This window comes from Pseudomonas sp. FeN3W (assembly GCA_030263805.2).
Lineage (GTDB): Bacteria > Pseudomonadota > Gammaproteobacteria > Pseudomonadales > Pseudomonadaceae > Stutzerimonas > Stutzerimonas stutzeri_G.
Map to the genome: position 1 here is coordinate 648,312 of CP136010.1, position 18,542 is coordinate 666,853.

Consider the following 18,542-nt stretch of genomic DNA (forward strand, 5'->3'; position numbering starts at 1 on the left):
AAGATGCCCAGCCAACTCGCCATTTCCCTCGGCCAGCATTCGGACCGCGGACGCAAACCGGCCAACCAGGACTTTCACGGCGCCTGCGTGCCCAGCGATGCCCAGCTCGTCAGCAAGGGCATCGCCATCGCGCTGGCCGACGGCATCAGCAGCAGCGAGGTCAGCCATGTCGCCAGCGAAACCGCGGTGGCGAGCTTTCTTTCCGACTACTTCTGCACCTCCGACGCCTGGTCGGTGAAGCAGTCGGCGCAACGGGTACTGGTGGCGATCAACTCTTGGCTGCATGCGCAGACCCGCCACAGTCCGCACCGCTATGACCGCGACCGCGGCTATGTCTGCACCTTCAGCGCGCTGGTGCTCAAGTCGGCCAGCGCGCACCTGTTCCACGTCGGCGATGCGCGCATCTATCGACTGCGCGACGGCGGCCTGGAACAGCTGACCGAAGATCACCGCGTGCGCGTGTCGGCGGATACCAGCTACCTCGGCCGCGCGCTGGGCATCGACCGGCACCTGGAGATCGACTACCGCACCCTACCGCTGGCGGTCGGCGATCTGTTCCTGCTCGCCACCGATGGCGTCTACGAGCACATCGGCGCACGGGAGGTGGCGCAGCTCGTTGCCGAGCATGGGGACGAGCTCGACCTGGTGGCGCGCCGGATCGTCGAGCGGGCATTGGCCAACGGCAGCGACGACAACCTCACCGCACAGCTGGTACGCATCGACAGCCTGCCGGAGCAGGCCGTCGACGACGTACAGCGACAACTCGGCGAACTGGCGCTGCCGCCGCTGCTGGAACCGCGCATGCAGTTCGACGGCTACCGCATCGTCCGGGATCTGCACATCAGCAGCCGCAGCCACGTACACCTGGCTGTCGACGAAGCCAGCGGCGCCAAAGTGGTGCTGAAGACGCCGTCGATGGATCTGCGAGGCGACCCCGCCTATCTGGAGCGCTTCCTGCTGGAGGAGTGGATCGCCCGCCGGCTGGACAACCCCCACGTGGTCAAGGCCTGCCCGCCGCCACGGCAGCGCCGCTACCTGTACACGGTGAGCGAATTCATCGATGGCCAGACGCTGGCGCAGTGGATGCTCGACCATCCACAGCCGGACCTGGAAACCGTGCGCGGCATCGTCGAGCAGATCGCCCGCGGCCTGCGCGCCTTCCATCGCCTGGAAATGCTGCACCAGGACCTGCGCCCGCAGAACCTGATGATCGACGCCACCGGCACCCTCAAGATCATCGATTTCGGCTCGACCCGCGTCGCCGGGCTGGCCGAGCGCAATGCGCCGGGTACGCAGGACAACCTGCTCGGCACCGCCGCCTATACCGCGCCGGAATACTTCCTCGGCGAGGCCGGCACGCCGCGTTCGGATCAGTATTCGCTGGCGGTGATCGCCTATCAGCTGCTCAGCGGTCGCTTGCCCTACGGCGCCGACGTCGCCAGGGCACGCACCACCGCAGCGCAGAAACGCCTGTGCTATCAGTCGCTGCGCCATGCGCAGCGCGATATCCCGGCGTGGATCGACGAAGTGCTGGGCAAGGCGCTGCATCCCGATCCGGCGCGGCGCTATGCCGAGCTGTCGGAGTTCGTCTTCGAGCTGCGCCAGCCCAACCCGGCGTTTCTCAACCGCGCCCGCCCGCCGCTGCTCGAGCGCAATCCGCTGCTGTTCTGGAAAGGCCTGTCACTGCTGCTGGCCGGTACAGTCGTTGCGCTGCTGTTGCGCTAGCCGCGCTGGCGCAACAGTGCCGTGGCACCCTGAGGCTTGCGCGTGTACCAGAACACCCGGCTGACGCCGCGGGTGATCGCCACATAGCCCAGGCGCAGGCTTTCATCGGCCATGGCCTGGTCATAACTGTTGCGGAAGAAACCGGAGTAGGCATACAGCGCATTGCGCAGCGGATGCGGCTGCACCGGGGCGCAGTCGTCGATGATGATCGCCACCTCGGCCTGCAATCCCTTGGCACGGTGGATGGTGTAGGCCTTGACCGGCAGCTTGCGGTCCAGCTGCGTCTGAATAGTGCGCAGCGGCTCGTTGCGCCGGCTGAGCAGCAGCACCGCGGTGCGTTCGCGGCTTTGCCGTTCGGCCACATGGGCACATTGCGCGGTGATCGCCTCGATCAGCTTCGGCAGGCCGTTGTTCAGGTCGAAACCGGTGACCAGCCTTACCCCGTGGTCACCCGGCTGCGTCGGCTTGCATGGCCGGCTGGTCTTGGCCTGCTTGAACTGCACGCCGGCCAGCACCGCCTCGCCATCGCGAATCACCGGTTCGATGGAGCGGTAGTTGGTTTCCAGCAGCAGCGTCTCGCTGCCCTTGGCGCCACGCCGCGGGAAGTACTTGTCGAAGTCCATGAACAACTCCGGCGAACTGCCGCGCCAGCCATAGATCGACTGCCAGTCGTCACCGATGGCCATCAGGCTCGGGCTGGCCTTCTGTCGCGCCAGCTGGCGATGCAGCGCCTGCAGCCATTGGACGATCTGCGGGGAGATGTCCTGGAATTCATCGATCAGCAGATGCTCGAACGGCGCAAGACTGGCCTGCGGCACATCCTTGCCAGAGCTCAAGCGCTCGGTGAGTTGTTGAAAGGCCTCATTGAAGGTCATCAGCCCCTGCTCTCGCAACGCCGCTCTGAAGTAGCCATGAAAGCTCACCAGCGCTTCGACGAAATCCCGCTCGCGCGCCGCGCACTGCAATCTGGTCGCTTGCAGCTGGTCGATGCGAATGCCGATGCTCTCGATAAACCCAGCCTGGGCGTAGAAGGCCTCGTACAGCGGCAGTGGCGTGAACTCGCCGGCCAGGGTGAAGGTGGCGCCCGGCGCTTTCGGTGCAGCGCGCTTGCCCTGCTCGGCTTCGGTCGCAGGCTCAGGCAGATCGAGCAGGCGGTGCACCCGTTCACGGAATGTCGCCTGCTCGGCGTAACACTGCTGATAGGCCTGTTTGAGCAAACGCGTTTGCGCCGGTCGCAGGCGCGCGGAAGCCAGCGGATTATCGGGTTCGTCGGCCGCGGCGGCCTTGTCGTCCAACTGCTCGAACCACACCGGCCGGGCCAGCACCTCACGCGCCAGCTGCGCCATGGCCGAATGGAAGGTGCGCACGCACTGGCGCGCCTGCTGCGCATCGAACGGCACCTGCCAGAAGCCAAGCACCCGCACCAGCTGTTCGCGCAGCTGCGCGCAGGAGGCATTGGTAAAGGAAATGACTGTCAGCCGCCCAGGCTCGACGCCCATGTGGCAGAGCATGAACACCACGCGCAGCAACAAGGTGGTGGATTTGCCGGAGCCGGCACCGGCGAAGATCCGCGTCACCGGGCTGCGGCTGAGGATCATCGCCCATTGCTCGTCCGACGGCGCGCTGATGATACCCGCGACCACCGCCTGCTCGACGCGGTCTCGCATCGCCTGAACCTTGGCGTCATCCACCTTCAGTTGTGCCGCTGCGTAGATCCCCTGCGCTGCCGTCCCCCGCGGCTTGCCGGCAGCGCGAGCCGGCCCCTCCGACTTGCTCTTCGGCTTGGCCTTGGCTGCAGGTTTGCCCTTGCGCTTGGCGGCCGCAGCCTTGTTCGTCTTGCCGGGCGCACTGCCCCAGCGACGAAACAACAGCTCGTCCTCTTCGCGCAGATGGGCCGAGGTACGTGGAAAACAGCGCTGCAGCACCCCGGCGACCAGGGCCCTGTAGCGCTTGACGGCAGAAAGCATCGGAAATCACCGTGAGCATTGCATATCGTTGATATGGTACGGGTTTTCCCCTGTACCCTGGCCGCTGCAAGGACGAACTGCAGCGAATGGCACCATCAACCTCCTGCCTCGCCGGCACGACTTCCCGGGCAATCGGTTGTCCGAGCTGAACCAGCTCTCGCCTGTACAGCCCTGCCCTGTCTTCACACCGGATACGGATCGCTACTGATGGACCCAGCAGCACACCTCTCGCCTGACGACTCGAACCACGCATTCCTCCCCGCCGGCGGCGCGCTCGGCGCACTGATTCGCCGCTTCGACTGGTCGCAGACGGCGCTGGGACCGCTGGCGGAATGGCCGTCGAGCCTGAAGACCGTCACGGCCATGCTGCTGCTTTCGCCGACGCCCATCGCGCTGCTCTGGGGCGAGCGCGGCGCCATGATCTACAACGACGCCTATTCAGAGCTCGCCGGCAGCCGACATCCGCAGTTGCTCGGTTCTGAAGTACGCGAGGGCTGGCCGGAAGTCGCCGAGTTCAACGACAACGTGATGAAGGTCGTCCTGGCTGGCGGCACGCTGTCGTACAAGGATCAGGAACTGGTGCTGTACCGCAACGGCCGCCCCGAGCACGCGTGGATGAATCTGGACTATTCGCCGGTGTTCGACGATCAGGCGCAGCCGGCCGGCGTGATTGCCCTGGTGGTGGAAACCACCGAGCGGGTAATGGCCGAACGCGAACTGCAAGGCCAGCAGGTACGCCTGCAACAGATGTTTGAACAGGCACCCGGACTGATGGCGATGCTGCGCGGCCCCGAACACGTCTTCGAAATGGTCAACCCGGCCTATCTGCGGGTGGTGGGCGAGCGCGACGTCATCGGCAAGCCGGTGCGCGAGGCGCTGCCGGAGGTCGAGCGTCAGGGCTTCATCGATATTCTCGACCGGGTCTATCGCAGCGGCATGGCCTTTGTCGGCACCGGTATTCGCGTCGGGCTGCAGCGCATCCAGGGAGAGGCCGAGGAAGAGCGCCTGCTGGATTTCGTCTTCCAGCCGGTGGCCGATGCGAATGGCGATGTCTGCGGCATTTTCGTCGAAGGTCATGACGTCACCGAGCGCACCGACGCCGAACAGGCCCTGCGCGAAAACGAACAACGCCTGCGTTTCCTCGACGCACTGGCCAAGGAAACCGCCCGCAGCGTCGATGCCGACGCCATCCTGGCCACCACCACACGCATGCTCGGCGAGCATCTGGGGCTGTCCAGCTGCGCCTACGCCGACATGGAGCCCGACCAGGACAGCTTCACCATCCGTGGCGACTGGTCGGCGCCGGGCTGCATGAGCATCGTCGGCCATTACCAGCTCGCCGCGTTCGGCAGTCTGGCGGTACAGAAGCTGCGCGCCGGCGAAGCCTTCATCGTCGACGATCACCTTGCCCGCCTGCCCGCCGCCGACGCGGCGACCTTCAAGCAACTGGATATCGCCGCCACCATCTGCCTGCCGCTGGTCAAGGAGGGCCGGCTGACCGCGCTGATGGCCATTCATGACCGCGTGCCTCGCGTATGGAGCGCCTGCGAGCTCGCCCTGCTCAGAGAAGTCACCGATCGCTCCTGGGCGCACATCGAGCGTGTGCGCTCTGCTGCGGCAGTCAGGCAACGCGAGCAGTGCTTTCTGGAACAGCTGGAAGCCAAGGTCGCCGAGCGCACCGCGGCGTTGGCCCGCAGCGAGGCGAACATTCGTGCGGTGCTGGAAACCTCGCACCTGTACATGGCGATGCTCGCGCCGGACGGCGCGATTCTCTACGTGAACGCCACGGCGCTGGCGGGCATAGGCGCCCGCTTCAACGAACTGGCCTACCTGCCATTCTGGGAATCGCCCTGGTTCGCCGCGACACCCAGCATGCCAGAGAGGGTCCGCGAGATGACGCGGCGGGTGGCGGCCGGTGCCACCGAGCGCGTGACCATGACCCTGAACATGCCGCAGGGCGTGCGCGTCTTCGATTTCTCCGTACGCCCGGTCACGGGCGAGGACGGCAGTATCTTCGCCCTGGTACCCGAGGCGCTGGACATCAGCGAACGGGTGAACGCCGAACAGGCGCTGCAGCAGCTGCACAAGATGGAGGCGCTGGGCAACCTCACCGGCGGTATCGCCCACGACTTCAACAACCTGCTGATGGCCGTGCTCGGCAGCCTCGACCTGCTGCGTCGGCGCATGCCCGCCGACCCCGCGCTGCTGCGCCTGGTGGACAATGCCAGGGCCGGTGCCGAGCGCGGCGCTTCGCTCACCGCGCGCATGCTCACCTTTGCCCGCAAGCAGGAACTGCACAAGACGCCGATCGACCTGGCGCAACTGATCGCAGGCATAAAGGAACTGCTGCTCAGCTCACTCGGCCCGACCATCCAGTTGCAGGTCGAACTGCCGACCCGACTGGCGCGGGTGAAGACCGATCCCAACCAGCTGGAAACCGCCCTGCTCAACCTCGCCGCCAATGCGCGCGACGCCATGGCCGGCGTCGGCCATATCCGCATCACCGCCGAAGAACTGAGCCTGGCCGAGGAGCAGAACGGCTTGCCCGCCGCACGCTACGTGCGCCTGGAGCTCAGCGACAGCGGCACTGGCATGGATGAAGCGACCCTCAAGCGTGCGGTCGAGCCCTTCTTCACCACCAAGGGTGTCGGCAAGGGCACCGGGCTCGGACTGTCCATGGTCCATGGGCTGGCCGAGCAATCCGGCGGCCGTCTGGTGCTACGCAGTTCGCCCGGCGCGGGCACCATCGCCGATATCTGGCTACCGGCCCTGGCGGCGGATAACGCGCCTGCATCGGCGCCTGTCTCCACGCCAGCACCCGATGAAAGCCCCCGGCGCACGACGAAGCCGCTGACACTGCTGGCGGTGGACGATGATGAGCTGGTGCTGTTCAGCACCGTCGGCATCCTGGAAGCAGCCGGGCATCGAGTGCTCAGCGCACGTTCGGCCGGCGAAGCGCTGGACCTGCTGCGGGTCAACCAGGTCGACATCCTGATCACCGACCACGCCATGCCGCTGATGAGCGGCGCGCAGCTGGCGGCCGTGGTGCGGGAAACGCGCCCGCAGCTGCCGGTTCTGCTGGTGTCCGGCTACGCCGAACTGCCCTCCACCACACCGGCGCTAGCGTTGCGCCGGCTGGCCAAGCCCTTCACCGAGGACCAGCTGCTCGACGCCATCGAGCAACTGCGTGGCGGTTCCTGAACGGGCGGCGCCGGCACGATCGTCAGCTGCCGATCACGCCGCCGTCGTTCTTGGTGATCAGCACGGTGGATGAGCGCGGGCGTGACTGGCCGTCGCTGGCCGGAAAGCTCAGCCCCGGGTGCTGCACGTTGATCCACATGGCGCGGTAGTCCGGGCTCCAGGTGATACCGGTGATCTCGCAACCCCGCGGCCCGACCAGGAAGCGCCGCACCTCGCGCGTTCTCGGATCGGCGCAAAGCAGCTGATTTGTGCCCATGGCCTGCATCACCGATTCGTCATCGTCGAAATCGGTTTCGATCCACAAGCGCCCGTCACGATCGAAGGCCAGCCCGTCCGGCGAGGAAAAACAGTCGCCGTCGATGGTGCCGATCAGGTTGGCGGCAACCGGCCGGCTCTGGGCATCTCGCGCACCACGGCGTTCGCCGGCGAGCAGGAAGACTTCCCACTGGAAACGCGTCGCCGCGGGGTCGCCGCCCTCCTCCTGCCAGCGCAGGATCTGTCCGTGCAGGTTGTTCGGTCGCGGGTTGGCCTTGTCCAGCGGCTGCTTGCTGCCGCGCCCGTCATTGTTGGTCAGGGTGACGTAGACCTCGCGGCTATCGGGATGCACTGCGACCCACTCCGGCCGGTCCATCGGCGTCGCGCCAGCACGGTCGGCGGCGGCGCGGGCGTTGAGCAGCACCTCGGCCTGGCTGGGGAAGCCGTTTTCCGCGGTCAGGCCATGCTCGCCGTGCACCAGCGCCAGCCACTGGCCACTGCCGTCGGCATCGAAACGCGCGACATACAAGGTGCCCTCATCCAGCAAGCGGCGGTTGGCCGCGTCCGCACCGGGCACGTAGCGGCCGCTGGGAACGAACTTGTAGACGTACTCGCCCTTGGTGTCGTCGCCCGAGTAGAACGCCATGCGCCCGTCCTCGCCCAGCGACAGCACCGAACACTCGCGGCAGTAGCGGCCGAAGGCGGTGCGCTTGACCGGCGTGCTCTGCGGATCGAACGGATCGACCTCCACCACCCAGCCGAACCGGTGCGGCTCGTTGACGAAGCCGCCATGGGGTTGGCCTGCCTGCGGCGTGGCATCGAAACGCGGATCGACCGTACCCCAGCCGTAGAGCTTGCTCATGCCGCTGCCGGCGATGCCGTAGCGGTTGTGCGAGATGCGCGCGGCAAGGTCGTCGGCGTCGTGGTTGACGAAGTAGTTGTGCCAGTTCTCCTCGCAGACCAGATAGGTGCCCCAGGGCGTAAAGCCGCTGGAGCAGTTGTTCAGCGTGCCGAGCACCGTTCTTCCTTCCGGGTCGTCCATGGTCTGCATCGCTGCATGGCCAGCCAGCGGCCCGGATATGGCCATCGGCGTCATGCCGGAAATGCGGCGGTTGTAGGGTGAATCCATCACCCGCTGCCATTCGCCCTGCGCATCCTTGCGCACCTCGATGACGCTCAACCCGTGGGCCGCCTGCTCCTTGCGCACCTGCTCCAGCGGGCGCCGGCCGTCGACCACGGTAATGCCGTCGGGATGCAGCGTCGGGTTGACGTATTCGTGGTTGATGGCCAAGAGACCACGGCTGTCGGGCGCGTCGGGGAACGGGAAGAAATGCATGCCGTCGTGGTTGTCGCCGGCCTGTTTGAGCTGGGCTTGCCAATCGTCGCTGGCATTCGGCTGCCACTCGGGTGCGTCGGCATGCACCCGATCGCCCCAGGAGAAGAACACCCGGGCGCTGTAGCCCGGCGCCACCTCGACACGGTCGAAATGCGGGTCGAGCTGGGTCGGGATACCTTCGAAGCCGAGCAGCGAATCGCCCCGGGTCGCGGCTCGCGCGCCGGCCATCCCGCCGCCGAGAAAGGCGATGCCGGCCAGGCCGAGCCCACCCTTGAGCAGCCCGCGCCGGCGGTGATCGATCGCCTGCTGCAGCGGCACGTTGCCGCTCGGATTGACCGGTTGGTCGTCATGAGCGCCCACGCTCGCGTGAAAATCGGTGAAATCCTGTTTCATCGAAAACGGTTCCTGAGTCGTAACGGCATCATTCGATGCGGTAATGGAAGGTGTTCTTTACGTCGGGCACGGCAACCGCACGGCCATCGACGATGCGCGGCTGGTAGCGAAAGCTCTTGGCGGCGGTGAGTGATGGGCGGATGAACAGCGGATGGCAGTCGCCGACCACTTCGGGCGAGCGCACGTGACCCTGCACATCGACCGTGTAGCTGACCGTGCAGGAACCCTGAAGCCCGGCGTCCAGCGCCCGTTGCGGATAGACCGGCGGCTTCTTGGCAATCGGCAGGTATTGCCGGCTGGCCGCTTCGGCCGCAGCAGCCTGTCGTGCGCGCTCAGCCGCTTCGGCGCGTGCCGTTGCCTCGGCTTCGCGCGCCGCCTGCAACCGTGCCTCTTCCTGAGCCATCCGTTCCCGCTCCTGTGCCTGTTCCTGGCGGCGTTGCTCGTCGCGCTGACGCTGCTGTTCGCGCTGGCGTTCCAACTGCTCGCGCTGCTGCTTCAGCTGCTCGGCCTTGCGCTCCTCTTCGGCGCGCTTGAAGGCCAGCTCGGCCTGCTCGAGTCGCTGCTGCTGGGCGTGGGTATCGACCTGTGGCTCACGCGGCGGCGGTTCGACCGCGGGCTCGACGGGCGGTTCGACCGGCACTGCGCTCTCGGTTGGCGCCGGCGGCGGCAGGCTGACCAACTGGGTCTGCATCACCTGGGTGGCGACCGGCATTTCCAGCGCTGGCGACCAGCTGTCGAGCAACAGCGCGAACAGTCCAGCGTGCATCCCGAGGGTCAGCAATGCAGCCCCGGCCGGACCGATCCACTGTCGCGGGACAACTTCGCTGCCATGCGCGGCGGGCGTGCTGAAGGTCATCATCACGGCTGCCCGGCTCCGGCCGGCGCCTCGGTGATCAGCCCCAGGTTGACCACCCCGCCGCGCTGCAGCTCGGCGATACCGGCAACCACGCGACCGTAGTCCGCCGCCTCGTCGGCACGGACATAAACCTGGGTGTCGCCGCGCTCGGCGATGATCGCGCCGACCTTGGCCTGCAGCTCAGCAAGGTCGACGGCGCTGTCGGTCTGGTTGTCGATGTCCAGCTCGCTGCCCAGGTTCCAGTAGAAGCCGCCATCGGCCTTTACCGAGAGCGTGAGGATCTGCCGCTCGTTCTCCACCGGCAGCGCTTCGGCTGCGACCTTGGGCAGCTCGATCTTGACGCCCTGCACCAGCATCGGCGCGGTGACCATGAAGATCACCAGCAGCACCAGCATCACGTCGATGTAGGGCACCACGTTCATTTCCGCCTTGGGCCCGTGTTTGTGCTGTGGTTTGACCAGCATGAAGGCGTCCTCCTCAGGCGGCTGCGGCGACGTTAGGCGAAGCCGCATGCAGGCGCCGATGCAGGCGCGCCTGTAGCTCGTTGCCGAAGGCGTAGTAACGGCCGACCAGCGTCTGCCCACGGGCAGCGAAGCGGTTGTAGGCCATCACCGCGGGAATCGCCGCGAACAGGCCGATGGCCGTTGCGATCAGCGCTTCGGCGATGCCCGGTGCGACGGTCGAGAGCGTCGCCTGCTGCACCTGCGACAGGCCGAGGAAGGAGTTCATGATTCCCCACACGGTGCCGAACAGGCCGATATAGGGGCTCACCGAACCCACGGTCGCGAGAAACTGCAGGCCCTTTTCCAGACGCTCCTCCTGCTCGGCGACGGCCACGTAGAGGCTGCGCTCGACACCCTGCGCCACCACATCCGGCGCGATCCCCGGCTGGCGTTGCAGCTGGGCGAATTCGCCGTAACCGGCGAGAAAGATGCGCTGCAGCGCGGCCTCGTCCGGCAACGGCTGCGCCTGGCCTTCGCGATAGAGCTGGGCGAGATCGCCGCCCTGTCGGAAGCGCTGCAGGAAGCCGCGCTGCAGCCGTTCGGCGCTGCGCAACGCCACACTGCGACGGATGATCAGGTACCAGCTCGAAACCGAGGCCAGGACCAGAATCATCATCACCGCCTGGACCACGAGGCTGGCTTCGCTGATCAAACCCCAGATGGACATGTGCTCGAGAGTCGTTTGCATGAATCGTTTCCTCCTGCCCCGACTGGGGCAGCTGCTATTGGATGGCGGGTCGGTTAGCGGGCGATGACGTCAGTCCAGCCCCAGCGCATCGGCGATCGCCGACCAGGGCAGGTACTTGTAGTTCTGCGTGCCCTCGGGCATGCGCTTGCGGCCGTCCTGCACCACCAGCATTCCGCGGTTCCAGATGCCGCCGAGGTTGGCCGAGGTGACTTCCAGCCCATCGGTCTCGGACGCGCCGTCGATGCCACGTTCGGCGTTCAGGCCGATGCGGAAGGCGCCGCGCACGGCGTAGGGCGCCTGGGCATCGAGCACCACATAGCTGTCGTTGCCCTGGCTGGAAATCACCAGGTAATCGCCATGCTCGCTGTGGTAGATGGCCAGCCCTTCGATATCGTCGTAGACCGGCCCGCCGACGCCGATGACCTGCTCCGGCACCGCTGGCACATCGGCGCGGGCATCGACCACCCAGACCGCGACGTCCTCTTCACCGACGAACAGCCGCTCGCTGCGGTCGTCGGCCACGCAGCCCTCGGGCTGGCTGCCCAGCTTGAAGCGCCGCACCAGCTCGCCACGCGGCTGGCCGGAGCGGCCATCGAGGCGGTACTGCAGGAAGGTGCCGTCCTTGTCGTTGGCGATGGCGTAGGTAGTGCCCTGGCGATCCTGGAACATGCACAGGCCATAGATTTCGCTCAACGGCGTGGCGACCTCGCCGACATCGCTGAGCACGCCGCTCGCCCGGTCGATGGCGAACAGGTGCAGGCTGTTGTGATCGCGATTGCTTGCCACGGCCAGGTCCACGCGCTTGCTGCCGAGGCGGAAGCCGTTGCGCACATCGACGTTGTTCAGCCGGCCGACGCGCAGGTCCTGCACCTGACGGCCGTCGAGGTCGTACACCACCAGGCCGCCCTTCTTGTCGGTGCCGAGCACGCGGCTCTGCGCCGGATCGCGCGGATGGACCCAGATCGCCGGATCATCGGCGGCATCACCCAGGCTCGGCACCGGGCCGGTTTCCACCGCGGCCGGCAGGCTGACGATCGGCTCGGGTTGCGACACCGCGGTCGGCTGCCAGTCCAGACGGGCCGACTGCAGGCCACGTTCGTCCGCCAGCAGCAGCTCGACGCCCTCGGCACTGCGGCGGGCGCTGATGCGCTCCGGTTCGTCGAAACCGTCCAGTGCGATGACCTCATCGGCTTGCCAGCCGGCTTCGTTCTGCCGGTACAGATGCAGCACCGAGGCTTCGGAATCGAGCGCCAGCAGTCCGCCCGGTACCAGGGTCATGCCCGCTGCGGCATGGGCCAGGCTGCCGAATGGCTGGCGCAGATCGACCGGCTCGCGCTGCAACGGCGCCTCGGCGTCGGCGGGGTAGCGCCAGAAGCCGACGTTCTCCTCGTTGACATAGAGCTGCCCGGCCCTGTCATCGGTCTGGCAGAAGGCGCTCTGCGGCGGCAGGCTGAGCCCGCGCACGCGCCGTGCTTCACCGAGCAGGCGGCCCTGGCTGCCGACCAGCCACTGCTCGCCGACACCCTCCTCGCCGAGCAGGAACAGGAAGTCGTTGCGCGCGCTGTCGCGGTACAGGCACAGCCCCTCGATGGCGAACGCGGTGCGCGGCAGATACAGCGGCTGGCTCCAGGCACGCGCGGCATTCAGGCCGATCAGCATCGCCTGCTGGCGCTTGCGCTCGACCGTGGCCAGCAGCAGGCCCTGGCGGTCGACGCGATGGTCCAGCCCTTCGAAGCGCCCGGCGTGCTGGGCCAGCGTATTGCCGGTCTTGTCCAGCAGGCGCAGGCCCTGGTCATCGACCTGCACACGGTCGGCGCCGGCCCAGGGGGCGTCGCCGTTTACCAGCTGGGCGTACTCGAGGCTGGCCAGCAGCGGTTGGCTGATGTTCAGCTGGGCCGACTTCGCCGGGGTATCTGGTTGCGTGGACTGGCAGGCCGCCAATGCGATGCACAGGCCGAGCAACAGGGTTTTGGGTAATGCGTTCATGGTGTATCCATTCAGGCTGCCGCGGGCCGGCGCCCGGCCGTAAAGGGGAACGGCGGGCACCGGAGCGGCATAGGGGTCAGAAGTGGGTCAGGGTCAGGCCGAGCTTGTAGGTCGGGCCGTACTCTTCGTACTGGGCGTTGTAGGCGTGGCGGCCGCTGTAGACGTAGTAGGTCTCGTCCGTCAGGTTCAGCGCCTCGAAGGTCAGCTGCAGGCTCGGCGTGATGAAGTAGCCGGCCTTGAAGTCAACGAACAGCTGGTCGTCGACGTAGAGGTCGTGCGCCTCGTCGTCGATACCGGCTACCTCGTACAGGTAGTCGGACTTGTAGTTGGCAGCCAGGCGCAGGTTGAGCCGGTCGTTCTCCCAGCCGAGCATCAGGTTGCCGACCGTATCGGAGTGGTTCGGCAGGTCGACGCTGCGCTGCATGCCCTGCCCCTCGATGTCCGCGTCGGACTGGCTGAAGGTGGCGTTGGCGCCCAGCAGCAGGCCATTCCACGGGGCCGGCAGCCAGTCGAGCTTCTGCGAGTAGGCCAGTTCCAGGCCATAGAGTTTGGCACTGCTGCCGTTCTGGAAGCTCAGCGCTTCGTCGAACCCAGCCCACTGGCCGGTGCCGGCCAGATCGGTGTTGTAGATGAAGTTGTCGATGTCCTTGTAGAACAGATAGGCAGACACCACGCCGGCGCGGCCCATGTAGTGCTCGATGCCGAGGTCGTAGTTGATCGATTCCAGCGCCTTGAGATCGGGATTGCCGAACTCGGCGTCGTCACCGTCGATGACGAAACCGGGTGCCAGCTGGCCGAAGGTCGGGCGCACCACGCTGTTGGTCCAGGCGGCACGGATCATGGTGTCGTCGGTCAGCTGGTAGCGCAGGTGCAGGCCGGGCAGCCAATGGTGGTAGTCGTTGCTGCTGGAGATGGACTCGAACTGACCGTCGCGCAGGCCGGTGCCCTTGGCGCGAAAGCGCGTGCCTTCGTAGCGCAGGCCGGCGATGACGCGCCAGCGGTCGATATCCAGCGTGTTCATCAGGTATGCGGCGTTGATGTCCTCGTGCATGTCGAAGTCATTGATGCGCGACTCCTCCTCGTCGTAGAACTCGCTGGCATCCAGACCGCCAATCGCGCCCTCGATGGCCGAGGCGCTGATGCCTGGGCCGAAGCGGCCGAGCGCGTAGTCGACGTTGCCGCCCCGGAAATCGGCCAGGGTCAGATCGTCGAAATCGTCGTATTTCCAGACCTCGTTATCGTTGTCCTTGTGCCGGCGGCTGAGCTTGCCGCCGAACTTGGCCTGCGCGGCATAACCCTGGATGTCGTACTCGCGCGCCAGGTCCAGGCGGATGTTCTTCTCGCGGTCGCGGGTGTCGCTTTTCTCCCATTCCACTTCATCCAACGCGAAGGATGCCGGGTCGTAGAAGGACGAATCGACCGTCAGACGCGGCTTGCGGCTGCTGGAGAAACCGGCATCGGCGAAATCGCCCTCGAAGGTCGCGCTGGCGATGCCGCCCGGATTGCGCTCGCGCGACTGGCTGTAACCGGCCTGCCCGCTCAGGGTCCACAGGCCCATCATGCGTTCACCGCCGAACACGTAGGACTGCACGGTCTGGGTGTCCTCGCGGGACTTCAGCTCGCGCCAGCCCTCGGCGTCACCGGTCTCGCCCGGCAGCTGCGAATCCTCGAAGGCGACACCGGCGGCGTTACGCGTCTCGGTGTCCTTGAAGCGGCTGTACAGGGTGCGCAGGTAGTAGCTGCTGACATCGTCCGGCTTGTAGTCGAAGTTCAGGCCGAAACCGGTGCGCTCGCGGGTGATCTCGTAGTCGCGCTGCTCGAATTCCTCCAGCCGCGCACCGTCGTCGGCGAAATCCCACTTGCCGCCGGTCTCGACGTTGTCCGAGCCGAAGTCGCGCTCCTGCCAGCTGATGGCCGCGGCGACGCCGAAGTTGTCGACACCGTCGCCCAGGCTGAAGCGGTCGCTGATGGCGCCGGAGAATTTCGGGCTGGTCCTGTCGACGTTGTCGTCATAGCTGCCTTCGCCGCTGAGGCTGTAGAACAGCCCGTCGTGGTCGAAGGCCGAGAGGCTTTCCACTTCGATGGTGCCGCCCAGGGAGTTGGCATCCATGTCCGGCGTCAGCGTCTTGACCACCGACAGCGACTGCACCAGCTCCGAGGGCAGCACGTCGAGCGCCACCGCGCGGCGGTCGCTTTCCGGCGAGGGCACCAGGGTGCCGTTGATGGTGACGCTGTTCAGGTCCGGCGCGATGCCGCGCACGCTGACGAAGCGCCCCTCGCCCTGGTCGCGCTCGACCGAGATGCCCGGAATGCGCTGCAGCGCCTCGGCGGCGTTGTCGTCCGGCAGCTGGCCGATGCCATCGGCGTGCACCACGCTCTTCACGCTGTCGGAATTGCGCTGGTCCTTCAGTGCTTCGTCGATGCTGACCGCCTGGCCGATGACTTCGACGTGCTCCATGACCAGCGGCTCCTCGGCCCAGGCCGAACCGACGCTGACAGCCAGGGCCAGCAGGCTGATGCGGAATCCTGCATGGCGAATGCCGCTGCGGTATGTGTTCATGAACGATTCCCCCGAACGGTGTTTGCCGGGTGCATCCCGGAACTGCAGCGGACGGTAGGTGGGGGATATGGCGGTTCTGTGACAGGAGGTTCGGGGAGGGCTTGGAACAGGGGGTTTTCGGGGATTTTGCGAGCGGGATTGAGCTGATATGACCTGTTGTCAGGGGGTGCATAGGCTAATCAGACGGCTAGATAGAGCACTTCATTTTCTGCCTACCCCAAGCATCTACTGATGGCTCTCACCTCCTCTGGAAAAATCAATCATCGGTTCTGCCACGCCTCGGCTGCTGCCTGTTCCAGACGCACGACCATCAAGATGACGGAAGAGCGCCAGTCCTTTTTCCGAGTGTTCCGATACTTTTGTTTCGCGCTGCTGCGCGAGTTCCTTTTGGCAATCGCCCCAAAAGGAACCAAAAAGTCTTGCCCCTGCATCCGGCCCCGGCTTCGCCGGGGTCCGTTCTCTCCGCCGTCGCTCCGAGGGTCGCCGTACAAGGGCCATCCATGGCCCTTTACGGCTCTCGCGGCATCCATGCCGCTCGCCCCTCTCCGCGACGACTCCGTTCACCCTCCTGAAGGGGCGATTGGAGTCGCCTGATAGTTTTCAATCGATCAAAAACTACAAACCAAGCCTCTCTATCTGTCAGGCATCTCGGACTAACTCCCCCGTCAGGAGGCCGAGCGTAGGCGTTGCGCAGGGGGACGCGAGGCAGGACGCCGAGCGAGGAGTGAAGGGACAGGGACGTCCCTTCGCGACGGCCCCCGGAGCAGCGCCGGAGGGAGGGGAGTTTTGCGAAGCAAAACCCGGATGTCGGGGTGGCCTTCTCTTTGGTTACTTTCTCTTGGCCAGGCAAGAGAAAGTGACTCGCCCAGCAGGGCGAAACCTGAATCGTCAGGCGACTCGGCAATCGGCGTCTACTCGATGCAGCAAGCCCCTCGTCCAGAACTAATCCGATCCATCAGGACAAATCACATTCCCAAGCCCCCCACCAAACTGTCCAATCAACCAATTAAAACCTGAGCCAATTCAACCCCCACCCCATTCATCCAACCGTCACATCCATCTGTTTCCGTGCCCTCACGCATTGGCGCGATCCCTCGCCACGGAGACCCGATGAAATCCCTCCTCAAACTCCACACCCTCACCCTCCTCGGCCTCGCCCTGGCCGCCAACGTCGGCCTGCAGCTGCTGCTCGCCGTCGGCACAGTCAAATCCTGGGGCGAGATCGACTGGATGGACGTGGTCGGCGAAGGCGGTTGCGCCGCCCTCGCCCTCGCCTGGCTGATCATGCTGCTACACAGCCGCCCGGCCGGCCGGGTGACGCGGTTGCTGGCGCTGGGTCTGGCCTGTATCTGTTTTTCCTGGTGGATGGACCTGCTCGATGAGTTCATCCAGATCCCCGCCAACATCGCCTGGGACAACTGGCTGGAAACCGCGCCCATGCCGGTGGGTCTGTTGCTGCTGACCTTCGGTATCTACCACCTGAACCAGGAACAGCGCGCCATCAACGCGCAGATGCACAAGCGCGAAAGGCTCTTCCGCGAGCATCGTCTGTTCGACAACCTGACCCCGCTTGGCACCGCCGAGTACCTGCGGCGGCAGCTCGATCAGGCCCTGCGCCAGGCCGCCGACGAGCAAAGGCCGCTGTCGCTGCTGGCGGTGGACCTCGACGAGTTCAGCCGGGTCAACCAGCGCTACGGCCAGGAGGAAGGCGACCTCGTGTTGCAGGCCGCGGCGCAGTTGCTGGTGCTCAACCTGCGCCATCAGGACCTGCTCTGCCGTCTGGCTGGCGATCGCTTCGTCGTGCTGCTGCCCGATACTGCCGAACAACAGGCGCGACAACTCGCCGAGGAGCTGCAGACCGCCGTCGCCAGCCTCGCGCACAAGACACGCCAGCATGGCGAGCGCCTGCATCTGCGCGCCAGCACCGCGGTGGTGATGGCCTTCGATGACGACGCCGAGCAGTTGCTCAAACGCCTCAACCTCGGTTTGGCCAAGGCCAAGCAGTCACTGCCACGCTGCGCCTGAGGCGATCATGGAAAGCCCGTTACGCTGGTACGAATGGGACACCCGCTTCATCGCCGCGCACCACCAGCCCGCCGTGTTGCTCGACCTGGCGCTTTCACGTGGCATCGACAGTCATGCACTGCTGCGCGGCAGCGGACTGTTCTACGAGGACGTCGCCAGCGGCCGCGCCCGCGTCAGCCCGCAGCAGCTGCTGACGCTCATCGGCAACACCGAACGCTTGTTGGGCGCTGCGGACAGCAGCTTTCTGTTCGGCCAGCGCTTGCTGCCCGGCCACTACGGTGATGTCAGCCTGGCGCTGGCCAACGCCGGCAACCTCGAACAGGCGCTGGAGCGGCTTTGCCAGTTCCGCGCGCTGCTCTGCCCGCTACTGGCGCCAAGGCTGCTGCTGGACGAGCAGCAGCTGCACATCTATTGGCTGGACAACGGCAGCGCCGGCCGCCACCAACGGTTTCTCATCGAGGCCCACCTGACCGCCATCGTCGCGCTGTGCAAACGCGGCTCGGGCCTGCGCCTGCCCTGGCGCTTCCAGTTCGCCTATGCGCAGCCGCGGCACATCGAGCAGTACTGGGTGCACCTGGGCGACGCGCTGCAGTTCGACCGCCAGCTGACCCTGCTCAGCCTGCCGCGCGAGTACCTGCATCAGCCCTGGCCGGATGCTTCGGCCACGGTAGGCCAGGTCGCGCAACAGGCCAGCCAGCAGCAGATCGATGCGCTGGAAGGCCCCTGCGCGCTTCTCGATGCGTTCTACCAATATCTGCATGACAACATCCGCGAGCCGCTGAACCTGGAGCGCGTCGCGCTGGCGTTCGCCATGAGTCCGGCGACGCTCAAGCGCAAGCTGGCCAAGCACGGCACGCACTTCCAGGAACAGCTCGACCTGGTGCGCACGCACGTCGCGCTCTACCTCTATCAGGCACGCGGCCTCGGCAACGAGGCCGTGGCGCGGCACCTGGGCTTCAACGACACCACCAACTTCCGCCGCGCCTTCAAGCGCTGGACCGGCGTGGTGCCCAGCGGGATGCAGCCGCTGTTCGACGCCCCCTGACA

Annotated in this window: 11 protein-coding genes; 4 read left to right on the plus strand and 7 right to left on the minus strand. The window is 66.1% G+C overall.

Annotated elements, in window-relative coordinates; genetic code table 11:
- Positions 1 to 3 precede the first annotated feature (3 nt).
- On the plus strand, positions 4 to 1,725 hold the full coding sequence (locus P5704_002930) for a bifunctional protein-serine/threonine kinase/phosphatase (GenBank protein ID WOF79472.1): 1,722 nt from the start codon (positions 4 to 6) through the stop codon (positions 1,723 to 1,725).
- Here the strand turns inward: P5704_002930 and P5704_002935 are convergent.
- Entirely contained in the window at positions 1,722 to 3,692 is a 1,971-nt protein-coding gene (locus tag P5704_002935; GenBank protein WOF79473.1) for a DEAD/DEAH box helicase, read from the minus strand. The two genes, P5704_002930 and P5704_002935, sit on opposite strands and share 4 nt — an antisense overlap.
- 207 nt (positions 3,693 to 3,899) lie before the next feature.
- Here P5704_002935 and P5704_002940 point away from each other — a divergent pair, with 207 nt between their 5' ends.
- Positions 3,900 to 6,893 (plus strand): PAS domain-containing protein, encoded by a 2,994-nt coding sequence (locus tag P5704_002940; GenBank protein WOF79474.1) that lies wholly within the window; start codon positions 3,900 to 3,902, stop codon positions 6,891 to 6,893.
- 22 nt (positions 6,894 to 6,915) lie between these two features.
- Here P5704_002940 and P5704_002945 read toward each other — a convergent pair whose 3' ends face one another.
- From P5704_002945 to P5704_002970, 6 genes are all read right to left on the minus strand, one after another.
- Positions 6,916 to 8,877, minus strand: a complete 1,962-nt coding sequence (locus P5704_002945; GenBank protein ID WOF79475.1) for a PhoX family phosphatase — start codon at positions 8,875 to 8,877, stop codon at positions 6,916 to 6,918.
- Positions 8,878 to 8,905: 28 nt separating this feature from the next.
- Entirely contained in the window at positions 8,906 to 9,736 is an 831-nt protein-coding gene (locus P5704_002950; protein ID WOF81155.1) for an energy transducer TonB, read from the minus strand.
- Positions 9,736 to 10,197, minus strand: a complete 462-nt coding sequence (gene tolR / locus P5704_002955; GenBank protein WOF79476.1) for a protein TolR — start codon at positions 10,195 to 10,197, stop codon at positions 9,736 to 9,738. Before tolR ends, P5704_002950 begins: the two co-directional genes overlap by 1 nt.
- A 13-nt stretch (positions 10,198 to 10,210) precedes the next feature.
- Positions 10,211 to 10,924: a protein TolQ gene (tolQ, locus tag P5704_002960; protein ID WOF79477.1), complete on the minus strand. Its 714-nt coding sequence runs from the start codon at positions 10,922 to 10,924 to the stop codon at positions 10,211 to 10,213.
- A 69-nt stretch (positions 10,925 to 10,993) separates the two neighbouring features.
- Positions 10,994 to 12,910 carry a phytase gene (locus P5704_002965; protein ID WOF79478.1) on the minus strand — a complete coding sequence of 639 codons (1,917 nt, stop codon included), beginning with the start codon at positions 12,908 to 12,910 and terminating at the stop codon, positions 10,994 to 10,996.
- A 76-nt stretch (positions 12,911 to 12,986) separates the two neighbouring features.
- Positions 12,987 to 15,470, minus strand: coding sequence for a TonB-dependent receptor (locus tag P5704_002970; protein WOF79479.1), 2,484 nt, complete (start codon positions 15,468 to 15,470; stop codon positions 12,987 to 12,989).
- A 1,110-nt stretch (positions 15,471 to 16,580) separates the two neighbouring features.
- On the opposite strand from P5704_002970, the gene P5704_002975 reads away from it, so the two are divergent.
- Both P5704_002975 and P5704_002980 read left to right on the plus strand, forming a co-directional pair.
- Positions 16,581 to 17,495, plus strand: a complete 915-nt coding sequence (locus P5704_002975) for a GGDEF domain-containing protein (protein WOF79480.1) — start codon at positions 16,581 to 16,583, stop codon at positions 17,493 to 17,495.
- A 7-nt stretch (positions 17,496 to 17,502) separates the two neighbouring features.
- Complete coding sequence (locus tag P5704_002980) at positions 17,503 to 18,540, plus strand: AraC family transcriptional regulator ligand-binding domain-containing protein (GenBank protein ID WOF79481.1); 1,038 nt, start codon at positions 17,503 to 17,505, stop codon at positions 18,538 to 18,540.
- Positions 18,541 to 18,542: the final 2 nt, after the last annotated feature.